The organism is uncultured Cellulomonas sp., from assembly GCF_963527515.1.
Classification (GTDB): Bacteria; Actinomycetota; Actinomycetes; order Actinomycetales; family Cellulomonadaceae; genus Cellulomonas.
Map to the genome: position 1 here is coordinate 36,343 of NZ_CAURTV010000007.1, position 24,458 is coordinate 60,800.

Sequence of the window (24,458 nt, forward strand, 5' to 3'; positions counted from 1 at the left end):
GAGCGGCCGCTCAGCCCTTCGGGGGCTCGGGCAGCCGGACGAGGATGCGCCCGCACTCCTCGCAGCGCGCCACCTGGTCCTCGGGGGACTTGACGATCGCCTCGACATCGAGCGGGTTGAGCTCGAGCCGGCAGCTCTCGCACCGCCGCCCGCGCAGCGCGCCGGCACCCTTGCCGCCCAGCTGGGCGCGCAGCCGCTCGTAGAGCGTCACCAGAGAGGCGTCGAGCCCGTCCACGGCCTTCGCCCGCTCGGCGCGCACCTGCTCGGCGTCGGCGTCCAGAGCAGCGAACGCAGCGTCCCGCTCCGCCTCGACCGCAGCCCGCTTCTGCGCCAGCGACTCGTGCGCGGTGGTGACCTCGGCGAGCGCCGTCTCGTGCGCCTCGAGGCGCTCCATGACGTCCAGCTCGACCTCCTCCAGCTCCGCCTGCCGGCGGCCGAGCGTGCCCAGCTCGCTCTGCAGGGCCTGCAGGTCCTTCGGGCTCCCGGTGCCGGAGTCGAGGCGGGCCTGGTCCCGCGCCGCGCGCGCCCGCACCTGCTCGACGTCCGCCTCCGCCTTGGTCAGCTCGCGCCGCAGGTCCCCGACCGCCGTCCGCGAGGTCACCAGCGCGGTGTGCAGGTCGGTCACCTGGGAGTCGAGCTCCAGCAGGCGGGCCAGCTCCGGCAGCGTGCGCTTCTTGTGGGCGATCTGGTCCAGGCGGGTGTCGAGAGCCTGGACGTCGAGCAGTCGGCGCTGGTCCGCTGCGGGGGCAGTCGTCACGGGTGTCCTTCCGGCGGTGCTGTGGGTTCGAGAGCTTGAGGCGGTTCCGGGCTCGCGACGCGTCCTGTCCACGGGTCGGTGCTCACCGTGCTGACGCGGGTCTCCACCGTAGTCCCCGTGGCGGCGGCATCCTGCGCCAGCGCGCGGGCCGCATGGGCGAGCCACGGCCACTCGGAAGCGAAGTGCGCGACGTCGACGAGGTAGGGCCGGGCGGAGCCGTCGTGCTCGGCCCGCTCGCGCAGCTCGGAGGCAGGGTGGTGACGCAGGTCCGCGGTCAGGTAGGCGTCGACGCCGGACGCACGGACGGCGTCGAAGAACGAGTCACCGGAGCCGCCGACGACCGCGACGTGCTCGACGCGCCCGCCGGGGTCGCCCGCGAACCGCACGCCCTGGGAGGTCGGCGGCAGGGCCGCGGCCACGCTGGCCGCGAACGCGCGCAGGGTGGTCGCCTCGGGCAGCCTCCCGACGCGGCCCGCGCCGGTGGTGCCGGGCCAGGACGCGAGCTCGAGCACGTCGAAGGCGGGCTCCTCGTACGGGTGAGCGGCCCGCATCGCGGCGACGACCGCGGCCCGCAGCCGCCGCGGGGCCACCATCTCGACGCGCGCCTCGACCACGCGCGAGGTGTGGCCGGCGGACCCGATCGCGGGCGACGCGTCGGCGGACGGGGTGAACGTGCCCTCGCCCGTCGAGGTCCAGGCGCACCGCGTGTAGTGGCCGATCTCGCCCGCACCCGCCGCGGAGAGCGCATCGACCAGGCGCTCGGCGTCGGCGACGGGGACGAACACCGCGTGCTTGTCGAGCGCCTCCGCCGGCGCAGGGTCCAGCGGGGCGGTGTCGACGAGGCCCAGCGCCTCGGCGAGCGCGTCGTTCACCCCGCCGGTCGCCGCGTCCGCGTTGGTGTGCGCCGTGAACAGCGCGGTGCCGGACCGGACGAGCCGGTGCAGGAGGGCGCCCTTGGACGTGGTCGCGGCGATGGAGTGCACGGGCCGCAGGAGCAGGGGGTGGTGCGTCACGACGAGGTCCGCACCCCACGCCTCGGCCTCGTCGACGACGGCGACGACGGGGTCGACCGCGAAGAGCACCCGCCGCACGGGCTGGACCGGGTCGCCGGTGACGAGGCCCACCGCATCCCACGACTCGGCGGTCGACGGCGGGTACCGGGCCTCGAGGAACCGGACGACATCGGCCAGGGCGGGGTCGGTCACGACCCGCACGCTACCGGGCCGACGCCTCGACGCGGTCGCCCACGCTGATGCGGCCCCCGCGCACCGGCACCATCTGGATGCCGAACCACACCTCACCGTCGCGGCGCCGGTGCCGGGCCAGCGTCGCCAGCGGCTCCTTGCCCTTGACCTGCGTGTCCGGGTCGATGGTCGTGAGGACGCACCGGCCGCAGTGGTCCGCGAACCGCAGCTCCACGTCACCCACCGTCAGCCGGCCCCAGTCGTCCTCGGCGAACGCCTCGAGGTCCCCGTCGACCACCACGTTCGGCCGGAACCGACGCATGTCGAGCGGCTGGCGGGGGGCCGGGGCGGGCTCCCCCGCGGCCAGCGCGCGCCCCACCCGCTCGTCGTGGAGCTCCGCGGCCCAGGCGTCCAGCCGCGCGAGCGAGGCGGTCGTCGTGACGTGCACGGGTCCGGTGTCCGTCAGGGCCAGCGGGTCGGCCTGCGAGCCGCCGAACTTCTCCGACATCCCCCGCCGTGCCGGGTCGTCGAGCCAGAGCAGCCGCACGGCGCTGCCGAGCAGCTCGGAGCACCAGGCATCGGCCTCGGCACCGGCGCGGGTGGCGGTGTCGAGACGGCTCAGCCGCACGGGGACGTCCGCCGGTCCGCTCGGCGGGTCGACGTCGAGCGTCGGCAGATCCGGCGCGCTCAGCCGGATCCCCGCGCCCACCGGTGTGGCGACCGCAGCGAGCATCCGCGGGTGGCTCCGCGCGGTCAGGGTGTCGCCGGCGGCGTCGACCACCATCCAGCGGCGGTCGGCCTGCGGACCCGCCGCGTCCACCTCGACCGACCCGACCGCCGTCCCCGCGAAGGACTTCACCGGGTACACGGTGAGCCCGGAGACGACCAGTGGGGGCGCGAGCATGGCTGGACCCTAACAAGCGTCCGTCGCGATCCTGGGTGGGCCCGGCCGGTTTCGAACCGGCGACCTCCGCGGTGTAAGCGCGGCGCTCTGACCAGCTGAGCTACAGGCCCTGGCGGCCGCCCGGGGTGCGGGCTGCTCGACGGGCGCTCAGCCTACCGGCGCGCGCCGGTCAGGCGGTGAGCGCGGCGAGGGCCTCGCGGTACGCCCCGAAGTCGCGGGCACGACCGGGGGGGTTCACGACGCTCCAGCGCAGCACGCCCTCCGCGTCGAGCAGGAAGCTGCCTCGGACGGCGAAGCCCTTGGCGTCGTCGAAGACCCCGTAGGCCTTGGCCACCTCGCCGTGCGGCCAGAAGTCGGACAGGAGATCGAAGCCGAAGCCCTCCTGAGCGGCCCACGCACGCAGCGCGTGCCCCGGGTCGCAGGAGATGACGACGACGTGCGCTCCGGCGTCCTCGAACTCGGCGATGTTGTCCCGCAGCTGGCACAGCTCTCCGGTGCACGTCGCGGAGAACGCGAACGGGACGAAGACGATGACGACCGGGCCGCCTCGCAGACCGGCCGGCGTCACCGGCGTGCCGTGGGTGTCGGGCAGCGAGAACTCCGGTGCCGGGGAGCCCAGCGCAGGCGTGGGACGGGCGATGGCTTCCATGCCCGGGACTGTAACAACGGTTTCCCGGGCCACGTGTCCACATGCTGAACACCGGATCGACCGCTGTCCGGCGCCCGACCGGTGACGCGGGCAACCCTCTCCCAGGTCAGCGCCGTTCTTCACCCTCACCTGGGCGTCTATAACGATTCGGACACGGGATACCACGACGTGACGGCGGGATTCAGGGCCAATCGGGTGAACCAGACAGCCCGGTCGCCACCAGGCGACCTGGACATCCGATCTACTCGTCGGCACCATTCTTGGCAACTCGCGCGCAGGACCGCGTCCAGCGCGATCGGGAGAGATGCCAGAACGACGCCCGTCCCACCGCCTGGCGGGGTCCCTGCCGCCAAGACAGAGGAATGTGCATGCTGACTCGCTTCCGCAAGCTGATCGTCGCCACCGTGCTCGCCGCCGGCCTGGTCGCCATCCCCCTGGCGCTGCCGGAGCTGGCCCAGGCGGACACGGAGGCCTGTGCCCCGTCGAGGAGCGACCGGCTCATCCCTGGCGAGAGCCTGAGCCCCGGCGAGAAGATCAAGTCACTGAACGGCCGGTACACGTTCGGCCTGGAGGCTGACGGCACCGTCGCGATCCGCACCGCGGCGGGCGGTGCGCTGTGGAAGAAGGGGCCGTTCGGCGCCGGCTCCGAGCTCAAGGTCGAGGCGGGCAGCGACCTGGTCCTGCGGGACAAGGCCGACGTCGTCCGCTGGCACACGGGGATCGTGTCCGACTGCGCAGCGGTCGTCGTCCTCGGTGACGGACGCGTCGTGCTCGCCGAGAACACCAAGGAGCTCTGGAGCGTCCCGGCAGCCCGGGCCAAGACCGTGGCGGTCGAGGGGTGGGACCCCACCAAGCCCTCCCCGGGAGCATGCGCGCCCGGCGCCACCGACCGGCTCGTACCGGGTCAGAGCCTCACCGTCGGCCGCCAGATCTCCTCGCCCCAGGGCGCGTACGCGTTCGCTCTCGAGGGTGACGGCGACCTCGTGATCCGCACGGCGGCGGGCGGCGCGATCTGGAAGAAGGCCGGCGGCCCCGACGCGCGCCTCGACCTGACCGCCGGCGGTGACCTCCGCCTCCTCACGGCACAGGGTGCGCTCGTCTGGCACAACGAGGTCTCCTCCACCTGCGCCACGGTCGCCGTCCAGGACGACGGCCGCGTGGTCGCCCTCTCCGGCGGCAAGGTCGTCTGGGGCATCCCGATCGACCGCGGCGCGGTCATCCCGACGCCCACCCCGACACCGACCCCGACGCCCACGCCGACGCCGACCGTGACGCCGACGCCCACGCCGACCCCCACGGCCACCGCGACGCCGAAGCCGACGACCGCACCGGCCCCCGCACCTGCGCCGGCCCCGGCGCCTGCTCCGGCCCCCGCACCGGCCAACCCCGGCTCCCGGAACCCCACGCACTACCCGTTCGCGTCGACCGCGCCGTGGAACATCGCGATCGGCTCGGGCGCCAAGTACGAGTCCGCATCGTCCCCGCGGACCGCCGACTTCCTGAGCGAGAACTCGGTCGTCAACCGCGCCAACTGGTCGATCGCGGTCAAGGTGGCCACGTCGAACGACCCGGTCGCGACCGTCACCAACATCAAGAACGGCGCGGTGTACAAGGTCCGGGTCCCCCGCGACACGACGGCGACGACCGGCACCGACATGCACGTGGGCGTGATCCAGCCCGACGGCGTCACCGGGTGGGAGTTCTACAAGTTCACCAACGTGGGCACCGACCAGTGGACGACGACCCGTGCGGTGCAGACGGACCTGCGGGGCGACGGGATGGCCGACGGTGCCCGCGCCTCGGGCATCTCCTTCTACATCGGCCTGATCCGGGCCGAGGAGCTCAAGGCGCTCTCGATCAAGCACGTGCTGGCGATCGGGCTGCCGGACGAGCGGCTCAAGGACGGCCCGGTGTGGCCGTCACGCACCCAGGACGCCAACGGCGCCACGGCCTACTCGGGCAACGTCCCGATGGGCACCATGGCGGCGATCCCGCCGGACGTGAACATCGACGCGATGAAGCTGAGCCCGGAGGGCAAGGCGCTCGGCCACGCCCTGCAGGACTACGGAGCGCTGGTACTCGTCCGGTCGGGGACGGCCTCGCTGTTCTGCGAGCTGTCCTGCGACTCGGCTCAGGCGAGCGCGGCGAACGCCGCCTTCGACCAGCTCTACCCGCTGATGCGCGTCGTCACCAACAACACGGCGGCCACGCCCGGCGGCGGGGGCACCCCGCGCCAGCCGGCACTCCCGGGCCTCTCGAAGTAGCACCGACGACGACGGGGGTCCCGGTCGGGACCCCCGTCGTCGTGCTGCGCCTGTGCGGCTGCGGTCAGCGACCGCGTCCGCGGGCACCCAGGCGGGTCGCGGACCAGTCCGAGGCGATGGAGAACGTGCTCATCGCGTGCAGGCCGGACGTCGTCGCGGCCTCCTCGATGTCGCTGTGGGACACGTGGCCGGGGCGCCCGGCCTTCGGTGTGAGCACCCAGATGGGGCCGCCGTCGTCGAGCACCGTCATGGCGTCGACGAGCGCGTCCGTGAGGTCTCCGTCGCCGTCGCGGAACCAGATGACGGCGCCGTCCGTGACGTCGTCGTACTCCTCGTCGACCAGCTCGGTGCCGGTCACGGCCTCGAGACCGGTGCGCAGGTGGTCGTCGACGTCATCGTCGTAGCCGAACTCCTGGATCACCTGGCCCGAGGAGAAGCCCAAGCGGGCGGCCGCCTGCGACGCGCCTTCGTCCGCGGTGGATGACACGTCCGGACCGCTCCCTTCCGTCTCGGCGTGCCCGTCGGGGGCCGCCTGCTCATTGCCGCACACGCTAGCCCACCGCACCCGGACGGGCGCACGCAAGACCTGCACAGATGATGGTGTCGGCGGCTGCGTGTGCCGATAGGTTCGAGCTCCACGGACCCTGGAGGGTGGATGCGCCCGGAGACGCTCTGGTGGCTGTCCTGCCGCCTGCACCGCCGTCGCCTGACCCTGCTCGCCCGTCTGCTCAAGGCGGTCAACTTCCTGCTGTTCCACGCCGTCCTGCCGTACGAGTGCGACGTCCCGCGGGACGTGACCCTCTGGCACCACGGCCTCGGCACCGTCGTGCACCCGAACACGCGCCTCGGGCACCGCGTGAAGATCGGGCACAACGTCACGATCACGGCCGGGTCGCAGGCCCCGGGGTCGGACCTCGCCGTGCTGCTCGGTGACGACGTCGTCGTCGGGACCGGCGCTCTCGTGCGCCCCCGTCGGGGCCACCGGCTCGTCGTGGGGGCCGGGGCACAGATCGGCGCCCACGCGGTCGTCGTGCGGGACGTGCCGCCCGGTGCGGTGATGGTCCCGCCCGTCGCCGAGATGAAATTCGCGGGCGGTCCGGTGGCACCCGAGGAAAGCTGACTGTCACGGACGTCACGTGGACGTTCCTGGTACTCGGTGTGACTTTCGGGGCTCCGGGGTCCGAGAATGGGTCGACTACCCGCACGTGTCGCAGGCGCCACCCCGGTGCACGCCGACAGGTCCGGGCCAGATGCGCCGCCGATGCCGACCGGGCTCGTGCGCGCGGACGAGACGCAAGGAGCGCTGGTGGCTTCGATCGACGAGACGGGACCGCTCATCGGCGGCCTGCTCAGCCAGGTGCCGGACATCGACCCGGACGAGACCGGTGAGTGGGTGGAGTCCCTCGACGGACTCATCGACGAGAAGGGCGGCCCACGCGCGCGCTACGTGCTGCTGAGCATGCTGCGGCACGCGCGCCAGCGGAACGTGGCCATCCCGGCCTCCCTGAACACCCCCTACGTGAACACCATCGCGGTGCACGACGAGCCCTACTTCCCGGGCGACGAGGCGCTGGAGCGCCGCTACCGCTCGTGGATCCGCTGGAACGCCGCCGTGATGGTGACGCGCGCGCAGCGGCCCGGGATCGGCGTCGGCGGGCACATCTCCTCCTACGCGTCGGTCGCGACGCTGACCGAGGTGGGCCTCAACCACTTCTTCCGTGGCAAGGACCACCCCGGCGGCGGTGACCAGGTGTACTTCCAGGGTCACGCCTCCCCCGGCGTCTACGCGCGCGGGTTCCTCGAGGGCCGCCTGAGCGCCCACCAGCTGGACGGGTTCCGGCAGGAGCTCTCGCACCCGGGCGGCGGCCTCCCGTCCTACCCGCACCCCCGTCTCGCCCCTGACCTGTGGGAGTTCCCGACGGTCTCCATGGGTCTCGGCCCGGCGTCGGCCATCTACCAGGCCTGGACCAACCGCTACCTGCACCTGCGGGGCATCAAGGACACCAGCCAGCAGGACGTGTGGGCGTTCCTGGGCGACGGCGAGATGGACGAGCCCGAGTCCCGCGGCATGCTCCAGCTGGCCGGCCAGCAGGGCCTGGACAACCTCACGTTCGTGGTGAACTGCAACCTGCAGCGGCTCGACGGACCGGTGCGCGGCAACGGCAAGATCATCCAGGAGCTCGAGGCGCAGTTCCGCGGCGCCGGCTGGAACGTCATCAAGGTCATCTGGGGCCGCGAGTGGGACACCCTGCTCAACGCTGACAAGGACCGCGCGCTCGTCAACCTGATGAACACGACGCCCGACGGTGACTTCCAGACGTACCGCGCGGAGAGCGGCGCGTTCATCCGCGAGAACTTCTTCGGCCGCGACCCGCGGACCAAGCAGCTCGTCGAGAAGATGACCGACGACGAGATCTGGGCGCTCAAGCGAGGCGGGCACGACTACCGCAAGATCTACGCCGCCTACAAGGCCGCCCGTGAGCACACCGGCACGCCGACGGTGATCCTGGCGCACACCATCAAGGGCTACGGTCTGGGCTCCGGCTTCGCGGGGCGCAACGCCACGCACCAGATGAAGAAGCTCAAGTCGGACGACCTCAAGACGCTGCGCGACTCGCTGCACATCCCGATCACGGACGAGCAGATCGACGAGAACCCGTACGTGCCGCCGTACTTCCACCCGGGTCCCGAGGACGAGGGCATCCAGTACATGCTCGAGCGCCGGCGCCAGCTCGGCGGCTTCGTGCCGGAGCGTCGCACCACGCACAAGCCGCTGACCCTCCCGGACGCCAAGGTCTACGAGGGACTCGCCAAGGGCTCGGGGCACCAGGAGGTCGCCACGACCATGGCGCTGGTGCGCCTGTTCAAGGACCTCGTGCGGGACAAGGAGTTCGGCCACCGCCTGGTGCCGATCATCCCCGACGAGGCCCGCACCTTCGGTCTGGACTCGATCTTCCCGAGCGCCAAGATCTTCAACACGAACGGCCAGAACTACATGGCCGTGGACCGCGAGCTCATGCTCTCCTACAAGGAGTCCGAGTCCGGCCAGATCATGCACACGGGCATCAACGAGGCCGGCTCGGCGTCGGCGTTCCAGGCGGTGGGCACGTCCTACGCGACGCACGGCGAGCCGCTGATCCCGTTCTACTTCTACTACTCGATGTTCGGGTTCCAGCGCACCGGCGACCAGTTCTGGGCGGCCGGGGACCAGATGACGCGCGGGTTCCTCATCGGTGCCACGGCCGGCCGCACCACGCTGACCGGCGAGGGCCTGCAGCACGCGGACGGCCACTCGCCGCTGCTCGCCGGGACCATGTCGCACGTCGTGCACTACGACCCGGCGTACGGGTACGAGATCCGGCACATCGTCAAGGACGGCATCGAGCGGATGTACGGCGAGGGTCACGACCGCGACCGCGACGTCATCTACTACCTCACGGTCTACAACGAGCCGATGCAGCAGCCGGCGGAGCCCGAGGGCGTCGACGTCGAGGGCATCCTGCGCGGCATCCACCTGATCGCCCCGGCGGAGGGTGACGGGCCGCGTGCCCAGATCCTGGCGTCGGGAGTGGCGGTGCCGTGGGCCCTCGAGGCCAAGAACCTGCTGGCCGCGGACTGGGGCGTCCAGGCCGCCGTCTGGTCGGTCACCAGCTGGAACGAGCTGCGTCGGGACGGCCTCGCGGCGGACCAGCAGGCGTACCTGCACCCCGGCGAGGAGGAGCGCGTCCCGTACCTCACGCAGAAGCTGCAGGGCGCCGAGGGGCCGTTCGTCGCGACGACGGACTTCGACCACCTCGTCGCCGACCAGGTGCGCGCGTGGATCCCCGGCACGTACGCCACCCTGGGTGCCGACGGCTTCGGCTTCTCGGACACCCGCGCGGCCGCTCGTCGCCACTTCAAGATCGACGGACCGTCCACGGTGGTCCGGGTGCTGCAGCAGCTCGCCCGCACCGGTGCCGTGAGCCCGGAGGCACCCGCGCAGGCGATCGAGCGCTACCGCCTGTACGACGTCACGGCCGGCACGTCCGGCAACACGGGCGGCGACAGCTGAGCTGACCCACCGACGACGAAGGCCCGGGCTCCAGAGCCCGGGCCTTCGTCGTTCCCGGCGTCAGGTGCCGGGGATGGTCTGCTCGGCGTGCGCGACGTCGCGCGCGAGCTCCGCCTTGAGCTCCGCGACGCGCTTCTGGTCGGGGTACAGGTCGAGCGCCGCGATGTGCTGCTTGGCCTCGAGGGGCCGGCCGGCCTCGATGGAGGCGAGCACCAGGTGGCGGGCGACCTCGGGGTCGTGCTCGCGCGGGCGCCAGTGGCCCACGCCGAGACCCAGGGCGTCCACGGGCAGCCCGGCTCCACGCAGCAGCGCCAGCGCCTCGACCAGGGCCTTGCCGGACGGGTCGCGCTCCGCCGCGGTGGTGAGGCGACGGACGGTGCCCTCGTGGTCGTCGTGCACGGACAGGCGCGCGACCTCGATGAGCGGGTACCAGGCCCGGGGGTTGCCGGCCAGCTCCTCGCCCAGCGCCCAGACGGCGAGGTCCGCGGCTCGCTGGCGCTCCGTCTCGTCGGCGGGCGCGGCGAGCGGGTCGGGGTCCGTGCTGGCCTCGGCGGCTCGGCGACGGACGATCTCCGCGAGGGCGACGAACGCGCGCTCGTTGTTCGGGTCGTCGCTGAGCATGGAGCGCAGCGCGTCCTCGTGGAGCGTGTCGCCGCGCCGCGCAGCCTTGGTGGGTCGACGTGCGCCGACCCGCGAGGCCGAGGTCGGCCGTCGCATGAGCTGTCGCAAACGGGGCAGAAGTGCCATGACGCGACCCTATCCGGTAGGGGCGAGCCACACCCGGCCGACGACGCACCTCACATCCGGCGGGCGGCTGGCTGTGACCGCCATTTGTCGACTTCCCACAATGCAGGACCTTATGCTCGGCCCATGTCGAGCATCCCGCCCGGGACGGGCCCCGCACCCGCCGCCCGGTCGGAGCCGCCGACGTCGCCCAGCCGACCGCGCCGCTCGGCCGCCGCACGCCTGCGCACCCCGGTGCTCGAGGCGCGCGGGGGTCCCGAGACGCAGCGCAGGGTGCGCGACAGCGCCGGGCTGCTGTCGGCCGCCGCGATGCGCCGCCTCGACGACGACGTCGAGTGGTACCGCGCGCTGCCGGCCGAGGACCGTTCGTGGGTGGGGCTGGTCGCGCAGGCGGGCATCACCGCCTTCGTCACCTGGTTCGCCGACCCGACGCGGCCGCCGCACGGGGTGGGCGACATCTTCGCCGCGGCACCGCCGGAGCTGACCCGCTCCATCTCCCTGCAGCACACGCTCCAGCTCGTCCGGGTGGTGGTGGACGTCGTCGAGTCCCACTCCGACCGCCTGGCCGCCCCGGGTGACGAACGGGAGGTCCGCGAGGCGGTCCTGCGGTACTCCCGGGAGGTCGCGTTCTCCGCGGCCGAGGTCTACGCCCGCGCCGCCGAGGTCCGCGGCGCCTGGGACGCCCGCCTCGAGGCCCTCGTCGTCGACGCGCTGGTCCGCGACGACGTGGACGACGCCCTCCGCTCGCGGATCGCCGCGCTGGGCTGGAGCGGGCGCGGATCGACGCTGGTCATGGTCGGGACGACGTCGTCGGCCCTCGACGAGGTCAGGGGCGCCGAGCTGCGCCGGGCCACGCGACGTGCCGCCGACGACGCCCTGGTGGGCATCCAGGGCGACCGTCTGGTCGTCTTCCTGGGCGGCGAAGGTGACCTGCGCGCCGCGGCGAGCACGCTCCTGCCCCGGTTCGGCCCCGGTCCCGTGGTGATCGGACCCCTCGTGGGCGACCTCACCGACTCGGCACGGTCGGCGCGCGCCGCCCTGTCCGGGCTGCTCGCCGCCCCCGCGTGGGAGCAGGCGCCGCGCCCGGTGCTGGCAGACGAGCTGCTGCCCGAGCGGGTCCTCGTCGGGGACGTCACGGCCCGCCGCGCGCTCGTCGCACAGGCGTTCGCGCCGCTGGCGGCCAGCCAAGGCTCCCTGCTCGAGACCCTGTCGGCCTACCTGGGCACCGGCCGGTCCCTCGAGGCGGCCGCCCGCACCCTGTACGTGCACCCCAACACCGTCCGGTACCGCCTGCGCCGGGTGTCCGACGTGACCGGGTGGGACCCGCTGGACGCCCGTGAGTCCTACGTGCTGCAGATGGCGCTGACGCTCGGCCGCCTCGACGCGGCAGAGGGTACGCCGGCGGTCGGCGCCCGCTGACCGGACACACGGGCCTGATCGGCGCGTTGTAGGAGTCGTACAAGGGCGTCCGGCAAGGTTGGTGCACGCCGTAGGGCGGGTGGACGCGCTCGGCCGGGCAGAGTGGTCGCGTGCTCGCTGTCGTCTGCCCCGGTCAGGGCGCCCAGTCCCCCGGCATGCTCGCCCCGTGGCTCGAGCTGCCGTCCGTCGCCGAGTCGATCGCGCGGGCCTCCCGCACGGCCGGCCTGGACCTCGTCGCCCACGGCACCACCTCCGACGCGGAGACCATCCGGGACACCGCCGTCGCGCAGCCGCTCCTGGTGGCGTCCGCGCTGGCCAGCCTGCGTGCGGTCCTCGACCTGGGGGCCGACGACGCGCTGTCCGTGGCGGCCCAGGGTGCGGTCGGTGTCACGGCCGGGCACTCGGTGGGCGAGCTCGCTGCCGCCGTCGTGGCCGGCGTGCTCACCGACGACGAGGCGCTGCGCCTCGTGACGGTCCGCGGCGCCGCGATGGCCCGCGCAGCGGCGGTGACACCGACGGGGATGAGCGCCGTGCTCGGGGGCGACCCGGACGAGGTGCTCGCCGCCCTCGCCGCGCACGGCCTGCTCGCCGCGAACGTCAACGGGGGCGGACAGGTGGTCGCCGCCGGGACGCTCGACGCTCTCGCGGCGTTCGCGGCCGCGCCACCGGCTCGCACCCGGGTCATCGCGCTGCAGGTCGCCGGCGCGTTCCACACCGAGCACATGGCACCGGCCGTCGCCGAGCTGCGGGCGGCTGCCGACTCCGTGGCTCCGGGCGAGCCGGTGGTTCCCCTGCTCACCAACTCGGACGGCACGGTCGCCGCCTCGGGCGCACGGGCGCTGGAGCTCGTCGTCGCGCAGGTCGCCAACCCGGTGCGCTGGGACCTGTGCCAGTCCACGCTCCTCGAGCTGGGCGTGACCGGCCTCCTCGAGGTCGCACCCGGAGGCGTGCTCACCGGGCTGGCCCGGCGTACGCTGCCCGGGGTCGAGACGGTCGCGGTCAAGACCCCTGCCGACCTCGACGCCGCGCGTGACCTGGTCCGTCGGCACGCCGGAACCCCCCAGAGCACCCAGGAGTCGTCGTGACCCGTCCCACCCTCACGCAGGCCACCGGTCCGGCGCACACCCGCATCCTCGGCCTCGGCGGCGTCCGCGGCGAGCGGACCGTCACCAACGACGAGCTGGTCGGCCCCATCGACTCCTCCGACGAGTGGATCCGCCAGCGCACCGGCATCATCACGCGACGCCGCGCCGAGCCGGGCACCGACGTGCTGGACCTCGCCGAGGGCGCCGCGCTGCAGGCGATCGCGAACGCGGGCCTGACCGGGGCGGACATCGACGTGGTGATCCTGTCGACGGTCACCTACTTCCACCAGACCCCGGCGGGTGCCGCGATCATCGCGGACCGCATCGGCGCCACGCCCGCTGCGGCGTTCGACATCTCGGCCGCCTGCGCGGGCTACTGCTACGGGATCGGGCAGGCCGACGCCCTGGTCCGAGCGGGCAGCGCGCGCCACGTGCTCGTCATCGGCGCCGAGAAGATGAGCGAGTTCGTCGACCCGACCGACCGCTCCATCTCGTTCCTGCTGGGCGACGGTGCCGGCGCGGTCGTCATCGGTCCCTCGGACACGCCCGGCATCGGACCGACCGTCTGGGGCTCGGACGGCAGCCAGGCGCAGGCCATCCGCCAGACGCACTCCTGGCTCGCCACGCGCGACGAGGGCCTCGGCTGGCCCACCCTGCGCCAGGAGGGTCCCAGCGTCTACAAGTGGGCCGTCTGGCAGATGGCGCCGGTCGCGCAGAAGGCCATGGACGCCGCGGGCGTGACCGCCGACGAGATCGAGGCCTTCATCCCCCACCAGGCGAACATGCGGATCATCGACCAGATGATCAAGACGCTCAAGCTCCCGGACACCGTGGTGGTCGGCCGCGACATCGCCGACACCGGCAACACGTCCGCCGCCTCGATCCCGCTGGCGACCGAACGCCTGCTGCGCGAGGGTCAGGTGAGCAGCGGTGCGCTCGCCCTGCAGATCGGCTTCGGCGCCGGCCTGGTCTACGCCGCGCAGGTCGTCGTCCTGCCCTGACCGCCCGTGCGGCGCGACCGCCGGTTGTACCGTTCGTCCGACCCCAAGCGCTTCATCCCCGAAGCACGACCGACATGAGGAGACACCGATGGCGTACAGCGAGCAGGAGATCCTGGCAGGGCTGGCCGAGATCGTCAGCGAGGAGACCGGCCTGCCGACCGACTCCGTCCTGCCCGAGAAGTCCTTCACCGACGACCTCGACATCGACTCGCTGTCGATGATGACGATCGTCACGCTCGCCGAGGAGAAGTTCGACGTCCGCATCCCCGACGACGAGGTCAAGAACCTCGCCACCGTCGGCGACGCCGTCACGTTCATCACGGGCGCGCAGGCCTGAGCCTGCCCCCGGGTCGGTCCCGGGCCGAGCGCCCGGGACCGACCACCCTCTCGACAGCCGATGGAGCACCGATGAGCCACGTACCCGACGTCGTCGTCACCGGACTGGGGGCGACCACGCCCCTCGGCGGAGACGTGCCCAGCACCTGGGCCGCCGCGCTCGCCGGCGAGTCCGGTGCCCGACCGTTCGAGAACGACTGGGTGGAGGCCTACGGGCTGCCCGTCACCTTCGCCGCGACCATCAAGGTCAAGCCGGAGGAGGTCCTGCCCCGCCCCGAGATGAAGCGGATGGACCCGTCCGCGCAGTACGCGATCATCGCAGCGCGCGAGGCCTGGGCCGACGCCGGCTCCCCCGAGGTCGACGGCGACCGCCTGGGTGCGGTCGTCTCCTCCGGCATCGGCGGCATCTGGACCACCCTCGACGCCTGGGACACGCTGCGGGAGAAGGGCGCGCGTCGCGTCCTGCCCATGACGGTGCCCATGCTCATGCCCAACTCGCCCACCGCCTACGTCTCGCTCGAGCTCGGCGCCCGGGCCGGCGCGCACGCGCTGGTGTCAGCGTGTGCCACCGGCGCGGAGGCCATCGGCTACGCCGTGGAGATGATCCGCACCGGCCGGGCCGACATCGTCGTGGCCGGTGGCACCGAGGCGTCGATCCACCCGATGCCCGTCGCGGCCTTCGCGGCGTCCCGCACCCTGTCGCTGCGCAACGACGACCCCGAGGGTGCCTCGCGCCCCTACGACGTCGACCGCGACGGCTTCGTGCTCGGCGAGGGGGCGGGCGTCGTGGTGCTGGAGAGCGCCGAGCACGCCGCAGCCCGTGGCGCGCGCGTCTACGGGCGCATCGCGGGGGTGGGCCTGTCCGCGGACGGCTACCACATGACCTCCCCCGAGCCCTCGGGCGACGGCCAGATCCGGGCCATGCGGGCGGCGCTCGAGGAGTCCGGGGTGGACCGGCTCGACGTCGTGCACGTCAACGCGCACGCCACCTCCACGGTGGTCGGTGACCTCATCGAGGCCCGGTCGATCCGCGGTCTGCTCGGCGACGAGGCGGACCACGTGGCCCTCTCAGCCACCAAGTCCATGACCGGGCACCTGCTGGGCGGGGCGGGTGCGCTGGAGACGATCTTCACCATCCTGGCGCTGCACGACCGCCAGGCACCCCCGACGATCAACGTGGAGAACCCCGACCCGGAGCTGGTGCTCGACCTGGTCCGCGACAAGCCCCGCGCCCTGCGCGACGGTGACATCGCGGCGGTCAACAACTCGTTCGGCTTCGGCGGACACAACGTCGCCCTCGTGGTGACCTCCGCCTGACGCACGACAGAGCCCTGGGTGCCACGCGGCGCCCAGGGCTCTCTCGTACCCGACCGGTCAGCCCACGCGGTGCAACCAGCGGACCGGAGCGCCGGCGCCGGCGTAGCGGAACGGCTCCAGCTCGTCGTCCCACGCCTGACCGAGCGCCAGGTCCAGCTCGGAGCGCAGCCGCACCGGGTCGGCGGCGTGCTCGAGGGCGGCCCGGATGCGGTCCTCGGGCACGACGATGTTGCCGTGCACGTCGGTCGCGGCGTGGAAGATGCCCAGCTCCGGCGTGTGGCTCCACCGGGAGCCGTCCACACCGTGGCTGGCCTCCTCGGTGATCTCGTAGCGCAGGTGTGCCCAGCCGCGCAGCGCGGACGCCAGCCGCGCCCCGGTGCCCTGGGCGCCCTGCCACGAGTGCTCCGCGCGGTAGAAGCCCGGTCCCGCCGGCTGCGCCGTCCAGTCGAACGTGGCGCGGGTGCCCAGCACGTTGCCTGCCGCCCACTCCACGTGGGGGCACAACGCACGGGGCGCGGAGTGCACGAAAAGTACACCGCGGGTGATCGCACCTGCCATGTCGTCCTCCTGAACGGGGCTCGAGGTTCGCCTTCCCCAACGACCTCAGTCACGTTCACAGGACTCGTATGACGTAGAAACAGCGCGCGCGGCGTGCTGGGGACAGCATGCCGGAGGAACGGGACGAGCGCCAGCGACTACAGCGTGTCGCGGATCGCGCGCATCGCCTTCTTGCGCACGGAGCGCTCGAGGCGGTCCAGGTAGAGCATCCCGTCGAGGTGGTCGACCTCGTGCTGGAGGCATCGCGCCATGAGCTCGACGCCCTCGACGACGACCTCCTTGCCGTCCAGGTCGGTGCCGACCACCCGCGTGTACCAGGACCGGTGCGTCGGGAACCAGAGGCCGGGGACCGACAGGCATCCCTCGTCGCCGTCCTGGTACTCGTCCTCGGACAGCTCGACGATCACGGGGTTGAGCACGTAGCCCACCTCGTCGTCGATGTTCCAGGAGAACGCCCGCAGGCTCACGCCGATCTGGTTGGCGGCCAGGCCGGCGCGCCCCTCGGTGTCCACGGTCTCGAGCAGGTCCTCGACGAGCCCGCGCACGCGGTCGTCGACTGTCGTGATCGGGTCGCACGGGGTCCGCAGGACGGGGTCTCCGACAGTCCGGATCTCTCGCATCGCCATGCGGCGATCCTCCCACGGCCTGCAGGTCGGCGAGGCACGCCGGACGGCGTCGCGCGGCTGCGCTCGGTACGGTGCACGAGGGCCCGGCCGTGACGGCCCCCGACGCGGAGGGACTGCGATGCCGACCGAGGAACCACCACCGAACGGCGTGCACTCCGAGGTGGGGCGGCTGCGCAAGGTGCTCGTCTGCGAGCCCGGCCTGGCGCACCGGCGGCTGACCCCCACCAACGCCGGGGACCTGCTGTTCGACGACGTGCTGTGGGTCGAGAACGCGATCAGCGACCACCGCGCGTTCGTCGCGGAGCTGCGGTCGCGTGGCGTGGAGGTGCTCGAGCTGCACGACGTCCTGGCGCAGACGATGGCGGTGCCGGGAGCACGCGACTGGCTGCTGGACCGCAAGATCGTCGCCGACGACGTCGGCCTGGAGCTCGTCGACGACGCGCGCGAGTTCCTCGACAGGCTCGAGCCCCGGCGGTTGGCCGAGTTCCTCATCGGTGGCCTGGCGACCGTCGACATCACGGGCGGGTTCGACGACGGCCACTTCGCCCTCGCCGAGTACTCCCCCGACTCCCGCGAGTACGTGATGCCGCCGCTGCCCAACACCCTCTACACGCGCGACACCACGTGCTGGCTGTACGGCGGGGTCACGCTGAACCCGCTCTACTTCTCGGCCCGCCGCGACGAGACGCTGCTGATGAAGGCCGTCTACCTCTTCCACCCCGACTTCGTCGGCTCGACCGTGTGGTGGGGCGACCCCGAGCGGCACTGGGGCCGATCGACCATAGAGGGCGGGGACGTCATGCCCGTCGGCAACGGCACCGTGCTCGTGGGGATGAGCGAACGCACGTCCCGCCAGGGCATCACGCAGCTGGCCGCCGCCCTGTTCGCGCAGGGGGCCGCGGAACGCGTGGTGGTGGCGGGTCTCCCCCGGCTGCGCTCGGCGATGCACCTCGACACCGTGTTCACCTTCGCCGACCGCGACGTGGTGACGCTCTACCCCAAGATCGTCGACGCGATCCACCCGTTCACCCTGCGCCCTGGGGACGGCGGGGGCGCCCACATCACCGACGAGGGCGGCACCCCGTTCGTCGACGTCGTCGCGGGCGCCCTCGGGCTCCCCGGCCTGCGGGCGATCGAGACCGGCGGTGACGTGTACGCGTCCGAGCGCCAGCAGTGGGACAGCGGGAACAACGCCGTCGCCGTGGAGCCGGGCGTTGTGTTCACGTACGACCGGAACACGACCACCAACGCCCTGCTGCGGGCGGCCGGGATCGAGGTGGTCGAGATCCGCGGCGCCGAGCTGGGTCGCGGTCGGGGCGGCGGTCACTGCATGACGTGCCCGATCTCCCGGGACCCGCTGCCGGAGACATGAGAAGAGCCCCTCCCGGGGTCGGGAAGGGCTCGTCTCGAGACTAGCGGAGCGGTGAGCTCACTCAGCAGCGCGCTGCGTGGGGACACCGGTGAGGAGCGAGCGCACCTCGGCCTCGTGGAAGCGGCGGTGGCCGCCGAGGGTACGGACGGCCGAGAGCTTGCCGGCCTGGGCCCAGCGCGTGACCGTCTTGGGGTCCACGCGGAAGAGCACGGCGACCTCGCCCGGCGTGAGCAGAGCGCCCTGCGAGAGGGGAGCGTCGGAAGTGGTGACAGCCATGATGGTTCTCCTGTCGTTCGGTAGCTCGGCTGGCCATGTAGGCCCCGTGGCTTTGCGTCCCCGCCTTGCAGCGGGTTTGCCGTTGTCGCTGACAAACGGAACTATGCCCGAATCTGGACGCTTGTGCAAGAACCACCCCCGCACGTTTCGCGCGCAAACGGGTGATTTAAATGCGTCCGAACCGGGCACGGACGAACGAGTAGACACCGAACGCCATGAACCCGAGAGCCACCACGACCAGCATCGCGACGCCCGCGGGCTGGTCACGCAGGGTGTGGAGCGCACCGTCGAGGCCGGTGGCCTTGGACGGGTCGGCCTGGAGCGCCGCCGTGACGAAGAGCACACCCACGATCGCCAGCGCCACACCCTTGGCCACGTAACCGACCACGCCGAGGCGCCGGACGACAGGTCCCGCCTGGCCGGAGGGCAGCCGGTGCAGGTCCTCCAGGAACTTCTTCTTCCACCCCTTGACCACGTGGTAGGCGCCGACGGCGACGATCGCGAGCCCTGCCGCCCCGACCAGCACCCGGCCCCCGGGCGCCGCCATGAGCCTGGCCGTCAGGTCCGACGTCTGCGCAGAGCTCGAGGATCCTCCCCCGCGCGCGAAGCCGAGGGCGGCCAGCGCCAGCGCCAGGTAGACGACCGCGCGTCCGGCCGACTTCGCCCGGTCACCCGCACCGCCCGGCGCTCCGGGCGCCCGCGACCCGCCGTGGATCGCGCGGGCCACCTGCCACGCACCGAGCGCCGCGAAGGCGACGACCGAGAACCAGAGCACGACGCTGCCGAAGGGGGTCGTCGAGATCGTGGCCAACGCCCCGGACTGGTCCGCCTGCTGGGAACCGCTGCCGAGCGCGAGGCGCAGCGCGAGCACCCCGATGAGGATGTGCAGGACGCCACTGACGGCGTAGCCCGCCCGTGCCGCCAGCTCCCAGGACCGTTCCGCGCTCACCGTGCTCGTGGTCACGACTGACTCTCCTCCTCGGACGACCCCCCGTCGCGCTGATCGTGGCAGGAGGGGCGCCGTCCGGCGACCGGAGAGACCGGGATGGGTGGGGCAGGTGGGGCTTGAACCCACGACCCACGGATTATGAGTCCGCTGCTCTGACCGGCTGAGCTACTGCCCCGAGACACGGCACACCCTACCGACGCGGCACCCACCGCCCGGGCGACGCGGGTACCGTGAGGTGGTGTCCCTGTTCTCCCGACGCCGGCTCCCCGCCGCCGACCGCGCACGCCTGGACCTGCCGTCCGGCGACACCGTGCTGGTGAGCACCCCGCTGTCCGACGGCCGCTGGGCGGTGGCATCCCGCAGCGCCCTGCACCTGGTCGGCACCGATGGCCCGGTGGTCCGGCACCCCTGGTCCGACGTCGACCACGGCTCCCTCGACCCGGCGACCCGCACCATGACGCTGCGCTGGGTGTGGGGCGAGTCCGAGCGGCTGACGTTCGCCGAGGCGCCCGGGTCGCTCGCGTTCGCGCAGACCTTCCGGGAGCGCGTCCAGCGGTCGGTCGTCCACGCGGCGGCCATCAAGCTGCCAGGTGGCCAGCGCGCCCGGGTGGTGCTGCGGCGCGGCGACACCGGCACGATGTTCACGCAGGTGCTCGGGGACACCTCCGTCGACCTGGCCGACCCCGCTGTCGCCGCTGCCGTGGACGCCGCCGAGAACGAGGTCCGCGACGCCGCCGGGCTGCCCCGCTGAGCCGTCCGGGGCACCCTCGAACGGCTGCTAGAGTTTCTTCCCGCACGATCCCTCGTAGCTCAATTGGCAGAGCATCCGACTGTTAATCGGACGGTTACTGGTTCGAGTCCAGTCGAGGGAGCCAGCAGGACCGCAGGTCAGGCCGCCTCTCGAGGCGGCCTTCGTGCTGTCGTGCCCGATGCGCTCCCGGACACACGGGCGATCGGTTCCGCGGGTGCTTTCCCGGCAGGGACAGGCCGGCGTCGGAGACCGGCTCGGGTGTCTTCGGTCACCACCTGCGATGCGGGGTTCGTGCGGCTGGGGGCCAAAAGGCCCACCGAGGACGCCATCTGCTGCTCCAGTGTGGGGTCCGAGCGCTCGGTACCCGGCCCGCACGGCGACTCGCACGAGCGACGTCCCCGGGCCGGTCGCCCGGACCCGACGCACCAGCGCTGCGTCGGGCGCCCTGCAGCCGTACTGACCCCTCGCCGAGCGCGAGCCCCTGTAGCGCCCGCCCTGCTGCACGACGACGCACACGCCTCGTCGACCACGTGATCCGACAGGAGAACCCCGTGACCACCACCGCCGTCGCCTCTCTCGACCCCGCCACGCTCGCCCGGTGCGTCGACCACACCCTGCTCGCGCCCGGGGCCACGGTCGCGGACGTCGCCGCCCTGGTGGTGGAAGGGGCGCTTCTGGGCGTCTACTCGGTGTGCGTCTCGCCGTCGTTCCTGCCGCTGGACCTCACCGAAGCGCCGAACCTGCGGGTCGCCGTGGTGTGCGGATTCCCTTCCGGCAAGCACCACAGCACCGTGAAGGCGGCCGAGGCGGCACTGTCGATGCAGCAGGGGGCCGACGAGGTGGACATGGTGATCGACATCGGCGCGGCCATCGCCGGCGACTTCACCGCGGTCGAGGCTGACATCGCCGCCGTCAGGGCCGCAGTGCCGGCTCCCGGGGTGCTGAAGGTCATCATCGAGTCCGCGGCACTCGACGACGAGCAGATCGTCGGCGTCTGCCGTGCAGCTGTGGCTGCGGGCGCCGACTTCGTCAAGACGTCCACGGGGTTCCACCCGGCCGGTGGCGCCACGGTGCACGCCGTCGAGCTGATGCGCGCGACCGTGGGTCCCACGGTGGGCGTCAAGGCCTCCGGTGGCATCCGCACGGCCGCCGACGCCGCCGCCCTCATCGACGCGGGCGCAACCCGCCTGGGCTTGTCCGCGACCGGACGCGTGCTCGCCGGCCTGGACGGCGGCGCCGGCTACTGACCAGCGCACCGGAGCGCGACGATCTGCCCGTGCGCCTCGGATATCGCCGGCGCGGTCCACGCGTGGCGGGTCACGAGCGGACGGAGGCGTTCACGGCCCTCCGGTGCTCGAGGTGCTCGCCGCCTCCGGCCGGTCCGACGGCCGGGACAAGTCATGCGAGGGTGGCGATGATCACGGCCAGGGCCGGGATGCTCTCGCCGAGCGCACTGAGCCAGAGCCGGCGCTCCGACACGTACAGCACGGCGCCGAGGAGCACGTGGCTCACGCACACGACGAGCACGAGTGCCCTGCCCACGTCGGGGTCTCCGACGTGGAGCAGGAGGACTCCAAGCAGGCCTGTCAGGCCGAAGCAGAGGTTGTAGAAGCCCACGTTGATGGCCCACATGCGGACCGCCGGCACGTCGGCCGGCTCGATCAGGAAGATCGGGTACAGCGCCTTGCGATCGTGGAAGAAGACCTCGAGGACCCACATGACGACGAGGATCACCGACACGAGCACGGCGAGCACCTGCGCGAACGCGTTCATGGATGTGCTCCTCTCGGTGCGACGAGCTGGAGGGCCGCCGTCCCCGGGGCCCGCCTGACGGCGGTGGTGCGGCCGGTGAGCAGCAGCAGGATGGCTTGGATGGGCCCCTCGACCGCCAGGCCCTCACCGGCGGACCAGGCGGTGTCGGTGGCGACGAGCCGGTACCCGCGCAGCCGCCGGCGGGCGCGGAACGGGAACGTCCGACGCCACACGAGCGCGGCCGCGGCCGCAGCCGCGTCGACGGGCATGGCGTGCACACGCCCGAGCGGGACCGCGATGTCCTGGGTGTGGACGAGCACGTCCACCAAGGGGTCGACGTAGGTGGTGCCCAGCGGGTGTCGGCGGCTGCCCGCCATGAGGTGGTAGTCCTCGATGATCTGCTCGGTCGGGCGCGCGGCCCGGCGTCGCGCCTCGATGTAGATGGCCCGGTCGAAGTCACCGCCCGCTCGCAGCATCGCGCGCACGACGTCCGTGGGGGTCGCCCGAGGTGAGGAGATGACGTGGGCGGCGACGTCCCGGACCGTCCAACCGGCGCAGAGCGACGGGCTCGCCCACTCGTCCTCGTCGAGCGACATCAGCAGCGACGCCAGGGCCGCGCGCTCCGCATCGATCGTCCGCCATACCTCGTCGCGGTCCACCCCGCACCCCCGTTAGTACGATACTCTGTCGAATATAGTCAGCGTATCTGACCATCGTCAAGGAGCCTGGATGCCGTCGCCCGCACCCAATGTCGGTGTGCTGCTCTTCCTGCCATACCGCGCCATGGAGGCTCGCGTGATCGCCGCGCTGACGGCGGCCGGCTTCGAGGACCTCACCCTCGCCCAGGCGCGCGTGTTCCAGCGGATCGGGCCGGACGGTACGCGGCTCGGCGAGCTCGCCGAGCAGGCCCAGGTGACCAAGCAGACGGCCGGATTCCTCGTGGACCAGCTCGAGCGCGCGGGGTACGTGCGTCGGATGCCCGATCCCGACGACGGGCGTGCGCGGCGGGTCCACATCACCGCCCGCGGCGCGCAGGCGCAGACGGCTGCAGGCCGGGTCGTCGCGGACGTGGAGGCCGAGTGGGAGCAGCACCTGGGCAGCCGCCGCATGGCGATGTTGCGCGACACCCTGGTGCGGTTGCGGGAGATCACCGACCCCTACGCCTGATGTGCCGAGCTCGACGGGCGCTCGGTCCAGACGTGCGCGGGGCGCGTCAGCTCGCTCGGCGTGCGCGGAAGTCGTCGGCGATCTGCTGGGCCTGGCCCACCACCAGCTGGCGGTACGTGGCGTAGCGCCGGGCGATCTCGTCGTTGTCGGTGCCGTGGTCGGAGGCGTGGAGCCAGGCGCGCTTGGCCGCGCGGATGTCGTCGTCGGTCACCTCGACCCGCCACACCGTCTCGTCGTCGCCCACGCGCCGAGCATGGCTGACGCAGGACAGTCATGGGACGATAGAGGGTCCTCTTCACCCCGTCGTTCACGCTCCCGGGGGACCGAGCTCATCCACCATCGGCGTGTCCTCGGCGTGTCGCGGTGCGCACCCGGGACCTCCGGCCCTGGCGTGCGAGCGCGATCGGCGCAGGGTGGAGCCAGGAGCGTCGCGGGCTCGTCGGAGGTGCATCGTGAGCAGTCCGGTCGTCGTCGGATACGACGGGTCGCCCGAGGCGCAGGAGGCGCTGCGCTGGGCGGCCCAGGAGGCCGGTCGAACGCACCGCCCGCTGCGGCTGGTGCATGTCGGCCTCGGGCAGGGCGGCGCGCAGTCGCTGTCCGACGGCGTCGAGCGCGCACGGACCGTGGCTCCGGGCGTCGAGGTCACCTCCGCCCTGGACCTGGGCGCCAGCATCGCCGGCGCGCTCGTCGACCAGAGCACCGGAGCGCACCTGCTGGTGGTCGGTGCGCGCGGCCTCGGTGGCTTCGCCGGGCTGCTGCTCGGGTCGGTGAGCACGGCGGTCGCGGCACACTCCCGGTGCCCGGTCGTCGTCGTCCGGCACCGGCCCGGACCGTCCGTGGTGCCGGAGGCGCGACCCGTCGTGGTCGGCGTGGACGGCTCGATGACGAGCCTGCGCGCGGTCGATCTCGCGTTCGACCAGGCAGCCCAGCGCCGGGCTCCGCTCCGGGCGGTGCACGCGTGGCAGCTGCCCGTCCGGCTGGGGTCGGCACCGGTCTGGACGGGGTCGGAGATCGAGCAGCAGCTCGCCACGGAGAAGGCGCTGCTGGCCGAGAGCCTGGCCGGGCACATGGAGCAGTACGCCGACGTCGAGGTGCTCCCGTCGGTCGGCCTGGGCGGACCGGCCGAGGTCGTGCTCGCCGCGTCGGACGACGCCCAGCTGCTGGTGGTCGGCTCCCGAGGACGCGGAGGCTTCCGTGGCCTGCTGCTCGGGTCCGTCAGCCAGGCGGTCGTGCACCACGCCACCTGCCCGGTCGTCGTCGTGCACCCGGCGGAGCCACCCGCCGTCTGACCAGCGG

At 72.8% G+C, this 24,458-nt stretch carries 26 protein-coding genes, 3 tRNA genes and 1 riboswitch; of the genes, 14 read left to right on the plus strand and 15 right to left on the minus strand.

The features are described 5' to 3' along the window. Positions 1-10: 10 nt before the first annotated feature. The 5 genes from RYN42_RS03660 to RYN42_RS03680 all read right to left on the minus strand — a co-directional run bounded on the left by RYN42_RS03660 (position 11) and on the right by RYN42_RS03680 (position 3,494). Positions 11-757, minus strand: coding sequence for a C4-type zinc ribbon domain-containing protein (locus RYN42_RS03660; protein ID WP_315093812.1), 747 nt, complete (start codon positions 755-757; stop codon positions 11-13). Beyond that, positions 754-1,962 carry a Nif3-like dinuclear metal center hexameric protein gene (locus tag RYN42_RS03665; RefSeq protein ID WP_315093814.1) on the minus strand — a complete coding sequence of 403 codons (1,209 nt, stop codon included), beginning with the start codon at positions 1,960-1,962 and terminating at the stop codon, positions 754-756. The genes RYN42_RS03660 and RYN42_RS03665 overlap by 4 nt, the downstream gene beginning before the upstream one ends. Before the next feature lie 10 nt (positions 1,963-1,972). Beyond that, a complete protein-coding gene (locus RYN42_RS03670; RefSeq protein WP_315093816.1) occupies positions 1,973-2,845 on the minus strand; it encodes an MOSC N-terminal beta barrel domain-containing protein in 873 nt (290 codons plus the stop codon). Between the two features lie 36 nt (positions 2,846-2,881). Further along, positions 2,882-2,955 (minus strand) — tRNA-Val (locus RYN42_RS03675). A 59-nt stretch (positions 2,956-3,014) separates the two neighbouring features. Next, positions 3,015-3,494, minus strand: coding sequence for a peroxiredoxin (locus tag RYN42_RS03680; protein ID WP_315093817.1), 480 nt, complete (start codon positions 3,492-3,494; stop codon positions 3,015-3,017). 368 nt (positions 3,495-3,862) lie between these two features. On the opposite strand from RYN42_RS03680, the gene RYN42_RS03685 reads away from it, so the two are divergent. Continuing rightward, positions 3,863-5,758 carry a hypothetical protein gene (locus tag RYN42_RS03685; RefSeq protein WP_315093818.1) on the plus strand — a complete coding sequence of 632 codons (1,896 nt, stop codon included), beginning with the start codon at positions 3,863-3,865 and terminating at the stop codon, positions 5,756-5,758. Positions 5,759-5,822: 64 nt separating this feature from the next. Here the strand turns inward: RYN42_RS03685 and RYN42_RS03690 are convergent, their stop codons facing one another. Then, a complete protein-coding gene (locus RYN42_RS03690) occupies positions 5,823-6,245 on the minus strand; it encodes a DUF3052 domain-containing protein (RefSeq protein ID WP_315093819.1) in 423 nt (140 codons plus the stop codon). A gap of 168 nt (positions 6,246-6,413) precedes the next feature. On the opposite strand from RYN42_RS03690, the gene RYN42_RS03695 reads away from it, so the two are divergent. Together RYN42_RS03695 and aceE are read left to right on the plus strand one after the other, a co-directional pair. Further along, a complete protein-coding gene (locus tag RYN42_RS03695; RefSeq protein WP_315093820.1) occupies positions 6,414-6,878 on the plus strand; it encodes a hypothetical protein in 465 nt (154 codons plus the stop codon). A 186-nt stretch (positions 6,879-7,064) separates the two neighbouring features. Further along, positions 7,065-9,809: a pyruvate dehydrogenase (acetyl-transferring), homodimeric type gene (aceE, locus tag RYN42_RS03700; protein ID WP_315093822.1), complete on the plus strand. Its 2,745-nt coding sequence runs from the start codon at positions 7,065-7,067 to the stop codon at positions 9,807-9,809. Positions 9,810-9,869: 60 nt separating this feature from the next. Here the strand turns inward: aceE and RYN42_RS03705 are convergent, their stop codons facing one another. Beyond that, complete coding sequence (locus RYN42_RS03705; protein ID WP_315093824.1) at positions 9,870-10,556, minus strand: hypothetical protein; 687 nt, start codon at positions 10,554-10,556, stop codon at positions 9,870-9,872. 123 nt (positions 10,557-10,679) lie between these two features. Between RYN42_RS03705 and RYN42_RS03710 the strand changes: the two genes are divergently transcribed. From RYN42_RS03710 to fabF, 5 genes are all read left to right on the plus strand, one after another. Continuing rightward, complete coding sequence (locus RYN42_RS03710; RefSeq protein ID WP_315093826.1) at positions 10,680-11,972, plus strand: helix-turn-helix domain-containing protein; 1,293 nt, start codon at positions 10,680-10,682, stop codon at positions 11,970-11,972. 110 nt (positions 11,973-12,082) lie between these two features. Then, positions 12,083-13,057 (plus strand): ACP S-malonyltransferase, encoded by a 975-nt coding sequence (locus RYN42_RS03715; protein WP_315093827.1) that lies wholly within the window; start codon positions 12,083-12,085, stop codon positions 13,055-13,057. Continuing rightward, entirely contained in the window at positions 13,054-14,058 is a 1,005-nt protein-coding gene (locus RYN42_RS03720; RefSeq protein ID WP_315093829.1) for a beta-ketoacyl-ACP synthase III, read from the plus strand. Before RYN42_RS03715 ends, RYN42_RS03720 begins: the two co-directional genes overlap by 4 nt. An 88-nt stretch (positions 14,059-14,146) precedes the next feature. Next, a complete protein-coding gene (locus RYN42_RS03725) occupies positions 14,147-14,395 on the plus strand; it encodes an acyl carrier protein (protein ID WP_055913595.1) in 249 nt (82 codons plus the stop codon). Positions 14,396-14,466: 71 nt separating this feature from the next. Further along, a complete protein-coding gene (gene fabF / locus RYN42_RS03730) occupies positions 14,467-15,711 on the plus strand; it encodes a beta-ketoacyl-ACP synthase II (RefSeq protein ID WP_315093833.1) in 1,245 nt (414 codons plus the stop codon). A 57-nt stretch (positions 15,712-15,768) separates the two neighbouring features. Here fabF and RYN42_RS03735 read toward each other — a convergent pair whose 3' ends face one another. Further along, positions 15,769-16,269: a DUF3145 domain-containing protein gene (locus RYN42_RS03735; protein WP_315093834.1), complete on the minus strand. Its 501-nt coding sequence runs from the start codon at positions 16,267-16,269 to the stop codon at positions 15,769-15,771. Between the two features lie 137 nt (positions 16,270-16,406). Further along, positions 16,407-16,895, minus strand: coding sequence for a peptide deformylase (def, locus tag RYN42_RS03740; protein WP_315093836.1), 489 nt, complete (start codon positions 16,893-16,895; stop codon positions 16,407-16,409). Between the two features lie 118 nt (positions 16,896-17,013). Between def and RYN42_RS03745 the strand changes: the two genes are divergently transcribed. Continuing rightward, positions 17,014-18,267 (plus strand): arginine deiminase, encoded by a 1,254-nt coding sequence (locus RYN42_RS03745; protein ID WP_315093837.1) that lies wholly within the window; start codon positions 17,014-17,016, stop codon positions 18,265-18,267. A 57-nt stretch (positions 18,268-18,324) separates the two neighbouring features. On the opposite strand, the gene RYN42_RS03750 is transcribed toward RYN42_RS03745, so the two are convergent. From RYN42_RS03750 to RYN42_RS03760, 3 genes are all read right to left on the minus strand, one after another. Further along, positions 18,325-18,543: a BldC family transcriptional regulator gene (locus RYN42_RS03750; RefSeq protein WP_315093839.1), complete on the minus strand. Its 219-nt coding sequence runs from the start codon at positions 18,541-18,543 to the stop codon at positions 18,325-18,327. Positions 18,544-18,559: 16 nt separating this feature from the next. Then, positions 18,560-18,634, minus strand: a riboswitch (cyclic di-GMP riboswitch). 75 nt (positions 18,635-18,709) lie between these two features. Then, positions 18,710-19,507 carry a DUF1206 domain-containing protein gene (locus RYN42_RS03755; protein ID WP_315093841.1) on the minus strand — a complete coding sequence of 266 codons (798 nt, stop codon included), beginning with the start codon at positions 19,505-19,507 and terminating at the stop codon, positions 18,710-18,712. 86 nt (positions 19,508-19,593) lie between these two features. Next, positions 19,594-19,667 (minus strand) — tRNA-Ile (locus RYN42_RS03760). A gap of 63 nt (positions 19,668-19,730) precedes the next feature. Here RYN42_RS03760 and RYN42_RS03765 point away from each other — a divergent pair. The 3 genes from RYN42_RS03765 (at position 19,731) to deoC (ending at position 21,490) form a co-directional block, all read left to right on the plus strand. Continuing rightward, positions 19,731-20,243, plus strand: a complete 513-nt coding sequence (locus tag RYN42_RS03765; protein ID WP_315093842.1) for a hypothetical protein — start codon at positions 19,731-19,733, stop codon at positions 20,241-20,243. 48 nt (positions 20,244-20,291) lie between these two features. Further along, positions 20,292-20,367, plus strand: a tRNA-Asn gene (locus tag RYN42_RS03770). A gap of 427 nt (positions 20,368-20,794) precedes the next feature. Continuing rightward, entirely contained in the window at positions 20,795-21,490 is a 696-nt protein-coding gene (deoC, locus tag RYN42_RS03775) for a deoxyribose-phosphate aldolase (RefSeq protein WP_315093844.1), read from the plus strand. Between the two features lie 151 nt (positions 21,491-21,641). Here deoC and RYN42_RS03780 read toward each other — a convergent pair whose 3' ends face one another. After that, positions 21,642-22,016, minus strand: a complete 375-nt coding sequence (locus RYN42_RS03780) for a DUF1304 family protein (RefSeq protein WP_315093846.1) — start codon at positions 22,014-22,016, stop codon at positions 21,642-21,644. Next, positions 22,013-22,654: a maleylpyruvate isomerase family mycothiol-dependent enzyme gene (locus RYN42_RS03785; RefSeq protein ID WP_315093847.1), complete on the minus strand. Its 642-nt coding sequence runs from the start codon at positions 22,652-22,654 to the stop codon at positions 22,013-22,015. Before RYN42_RS03785 ends, RYN42_RS03780 begins: the two co-directional genes overlap by 4 nt. Positions 22,655-22,724: 70 nt before the next feature. Between RYN42_RS03785 and RYN42_RS03790 the strand changes: the two genes are divergently transcribed. Next, positions 22,725-23,162: a MarR family transcriptional regulator gene (locus tag RYN42_RS03790; RefSeq protein ID WP_315093849.1), complete on the plus strand. Its 438-nt coding sequence runs from the start codon at positions 22,725-22,727 to the stop codon at positions 23,160-23,162. Between the two features lie 46 nt (positions 23,163-23,208). On the opposite strand, the gene RYN42_RS03795 is transcribed toward RYN42_RS03790, so the two are convergent. Beyond that, a complete protein-coding gene (locus tag RYN42_RS03795) occupies positions 23,209-23,406 on the minus strand; it encodes a hypothetical protein (RefSeq protein ID WP_315093850.1) in 198 nt (65 codons plus the stop codon). A gap of 208 nt (positions 23,407-23,614) precedes the next feature. Between RYN42_RS03795 and RYN42_RS03800 the strand changes: the two genes are divergently transcribed. Next, positions 23,615-24,451, plus strand: coding sequence for a universal stress protein (locus RYN42_RS03800; RefSeq protein WP_315093851.1), 837 nt, complete (start codon positions 23,615-23,617; stop codon positions 24,449-24,451). Positions 24,452-24,458: the final 7 nt, after the last annotated feature.

What these genes read in the sequence shown, in the direction of transcription:
- RYN42_RS03680 (WP_315093817.1), bottom strand. Translation starts at nt 3,494, where the DNA reads ATGGAAGCCATCGCCCGTCCCACGCCTGCGCTGGGCTCCCCGGCACCG.
- RYN42_RS03790 (WP_315093849.1), top strand. Translation starts at nt 22,725, where the DNA reads ATGCCGTCGCCCGCACCCAATGTCGGTGTGCTGCTCTTCCTGCCATAC.
- RYN42_RS03670 (WP_315093816.1), bottom strand. Translation starts at nt 2,845, where the DNA reads ATGCTCGCGCCCCCACTGGTCGTCTCCGGGCTCACCGTGTACCCGGTG.
- RYN42_RS03685 (WP_315093818.1), top strand. Translation starts at nt 3,863, where the DNA reads ATGCTGACTCGCTTCCGCAAGCTGATCGTCGCCACCGTGCTCGCCGCC.
- RYN42_RS03695 (WP_315093820.1), top strand. Translation starts at nt 6,414, where the DNA reads ATGCGCCCGGAGACGCTCTGGTGGCTGTCCTGCCGCCTGCACCGCCGT.
- RYN42_RS03780 (WP_315093846.1), bottom strand. Translation starts at nt 22,016, where the DNA reads ATGAACGCGTTCGCGCAGGTGCTCGCCGTGCTCGTGTCGGTGATCCTC.
- RYN42_RS03745 (WP_315093837.1), top strand. Translation starts at nt 17,014, where the DNA reads ATGCCGACCGAGGAACCACCACCGAACGGCGTGCACTCCGAGGTGGGG.
- RYN42_RS03710 (WP_315093826.1), top strand. Translation starts at nt 10,680, where the DNA reads ATGTCGAGCATCCCGCCCGGGACGGGCCCCGCACCCGCCGCCCGGTCG.
- def (WP_315093836.1), bottom strand. Translation starts at nt 16,895, where the DNA reads ATGGCGATGCGAGAGATCCGGACTGTCGGAGACCCCGTCCTGCGGACC.
- fabF (WP_315093833.1), top strand. Translation starts at nt 14,467, where the DNA reads ATGAGCCACGTACCCGACGTCGTCGTCACCGGACTGGGGGCGACCACG.
- RYN42_RS03705 (WP_315093824.1), bottom strand. Translation starts at nt 10,556, where the DNA reads ATGGCACTTCTGCCCCGTTTGCGACAGCTCATGCGACGGCCGACCTCG.
- RYN42_RS03725 (WP_055913595.1), top strand. Translation starts at nt 14,147, where the DNA reads ATGGCGTACAGCGAGCAGGAGATCCTGGCAGGGCTGGCCGAGATCGTC.
- RYN42_RS03735 (WP_315093834.1), bottom strand. Translation starts at nt 16,269, where the DNA reads ATGGCAGGTGCGATCACCCGCGGTGTACTTTTCGTGCACTCCGCGCCC.
- RYN42_RS03750 (WP_315093839.1), bottom strand. Translation starts at nt 18,543, where the DNA reads ATGGCTGTCACCACTTCCGACGCTCCCCTCTCGCAGGGCGCTCTGCTC.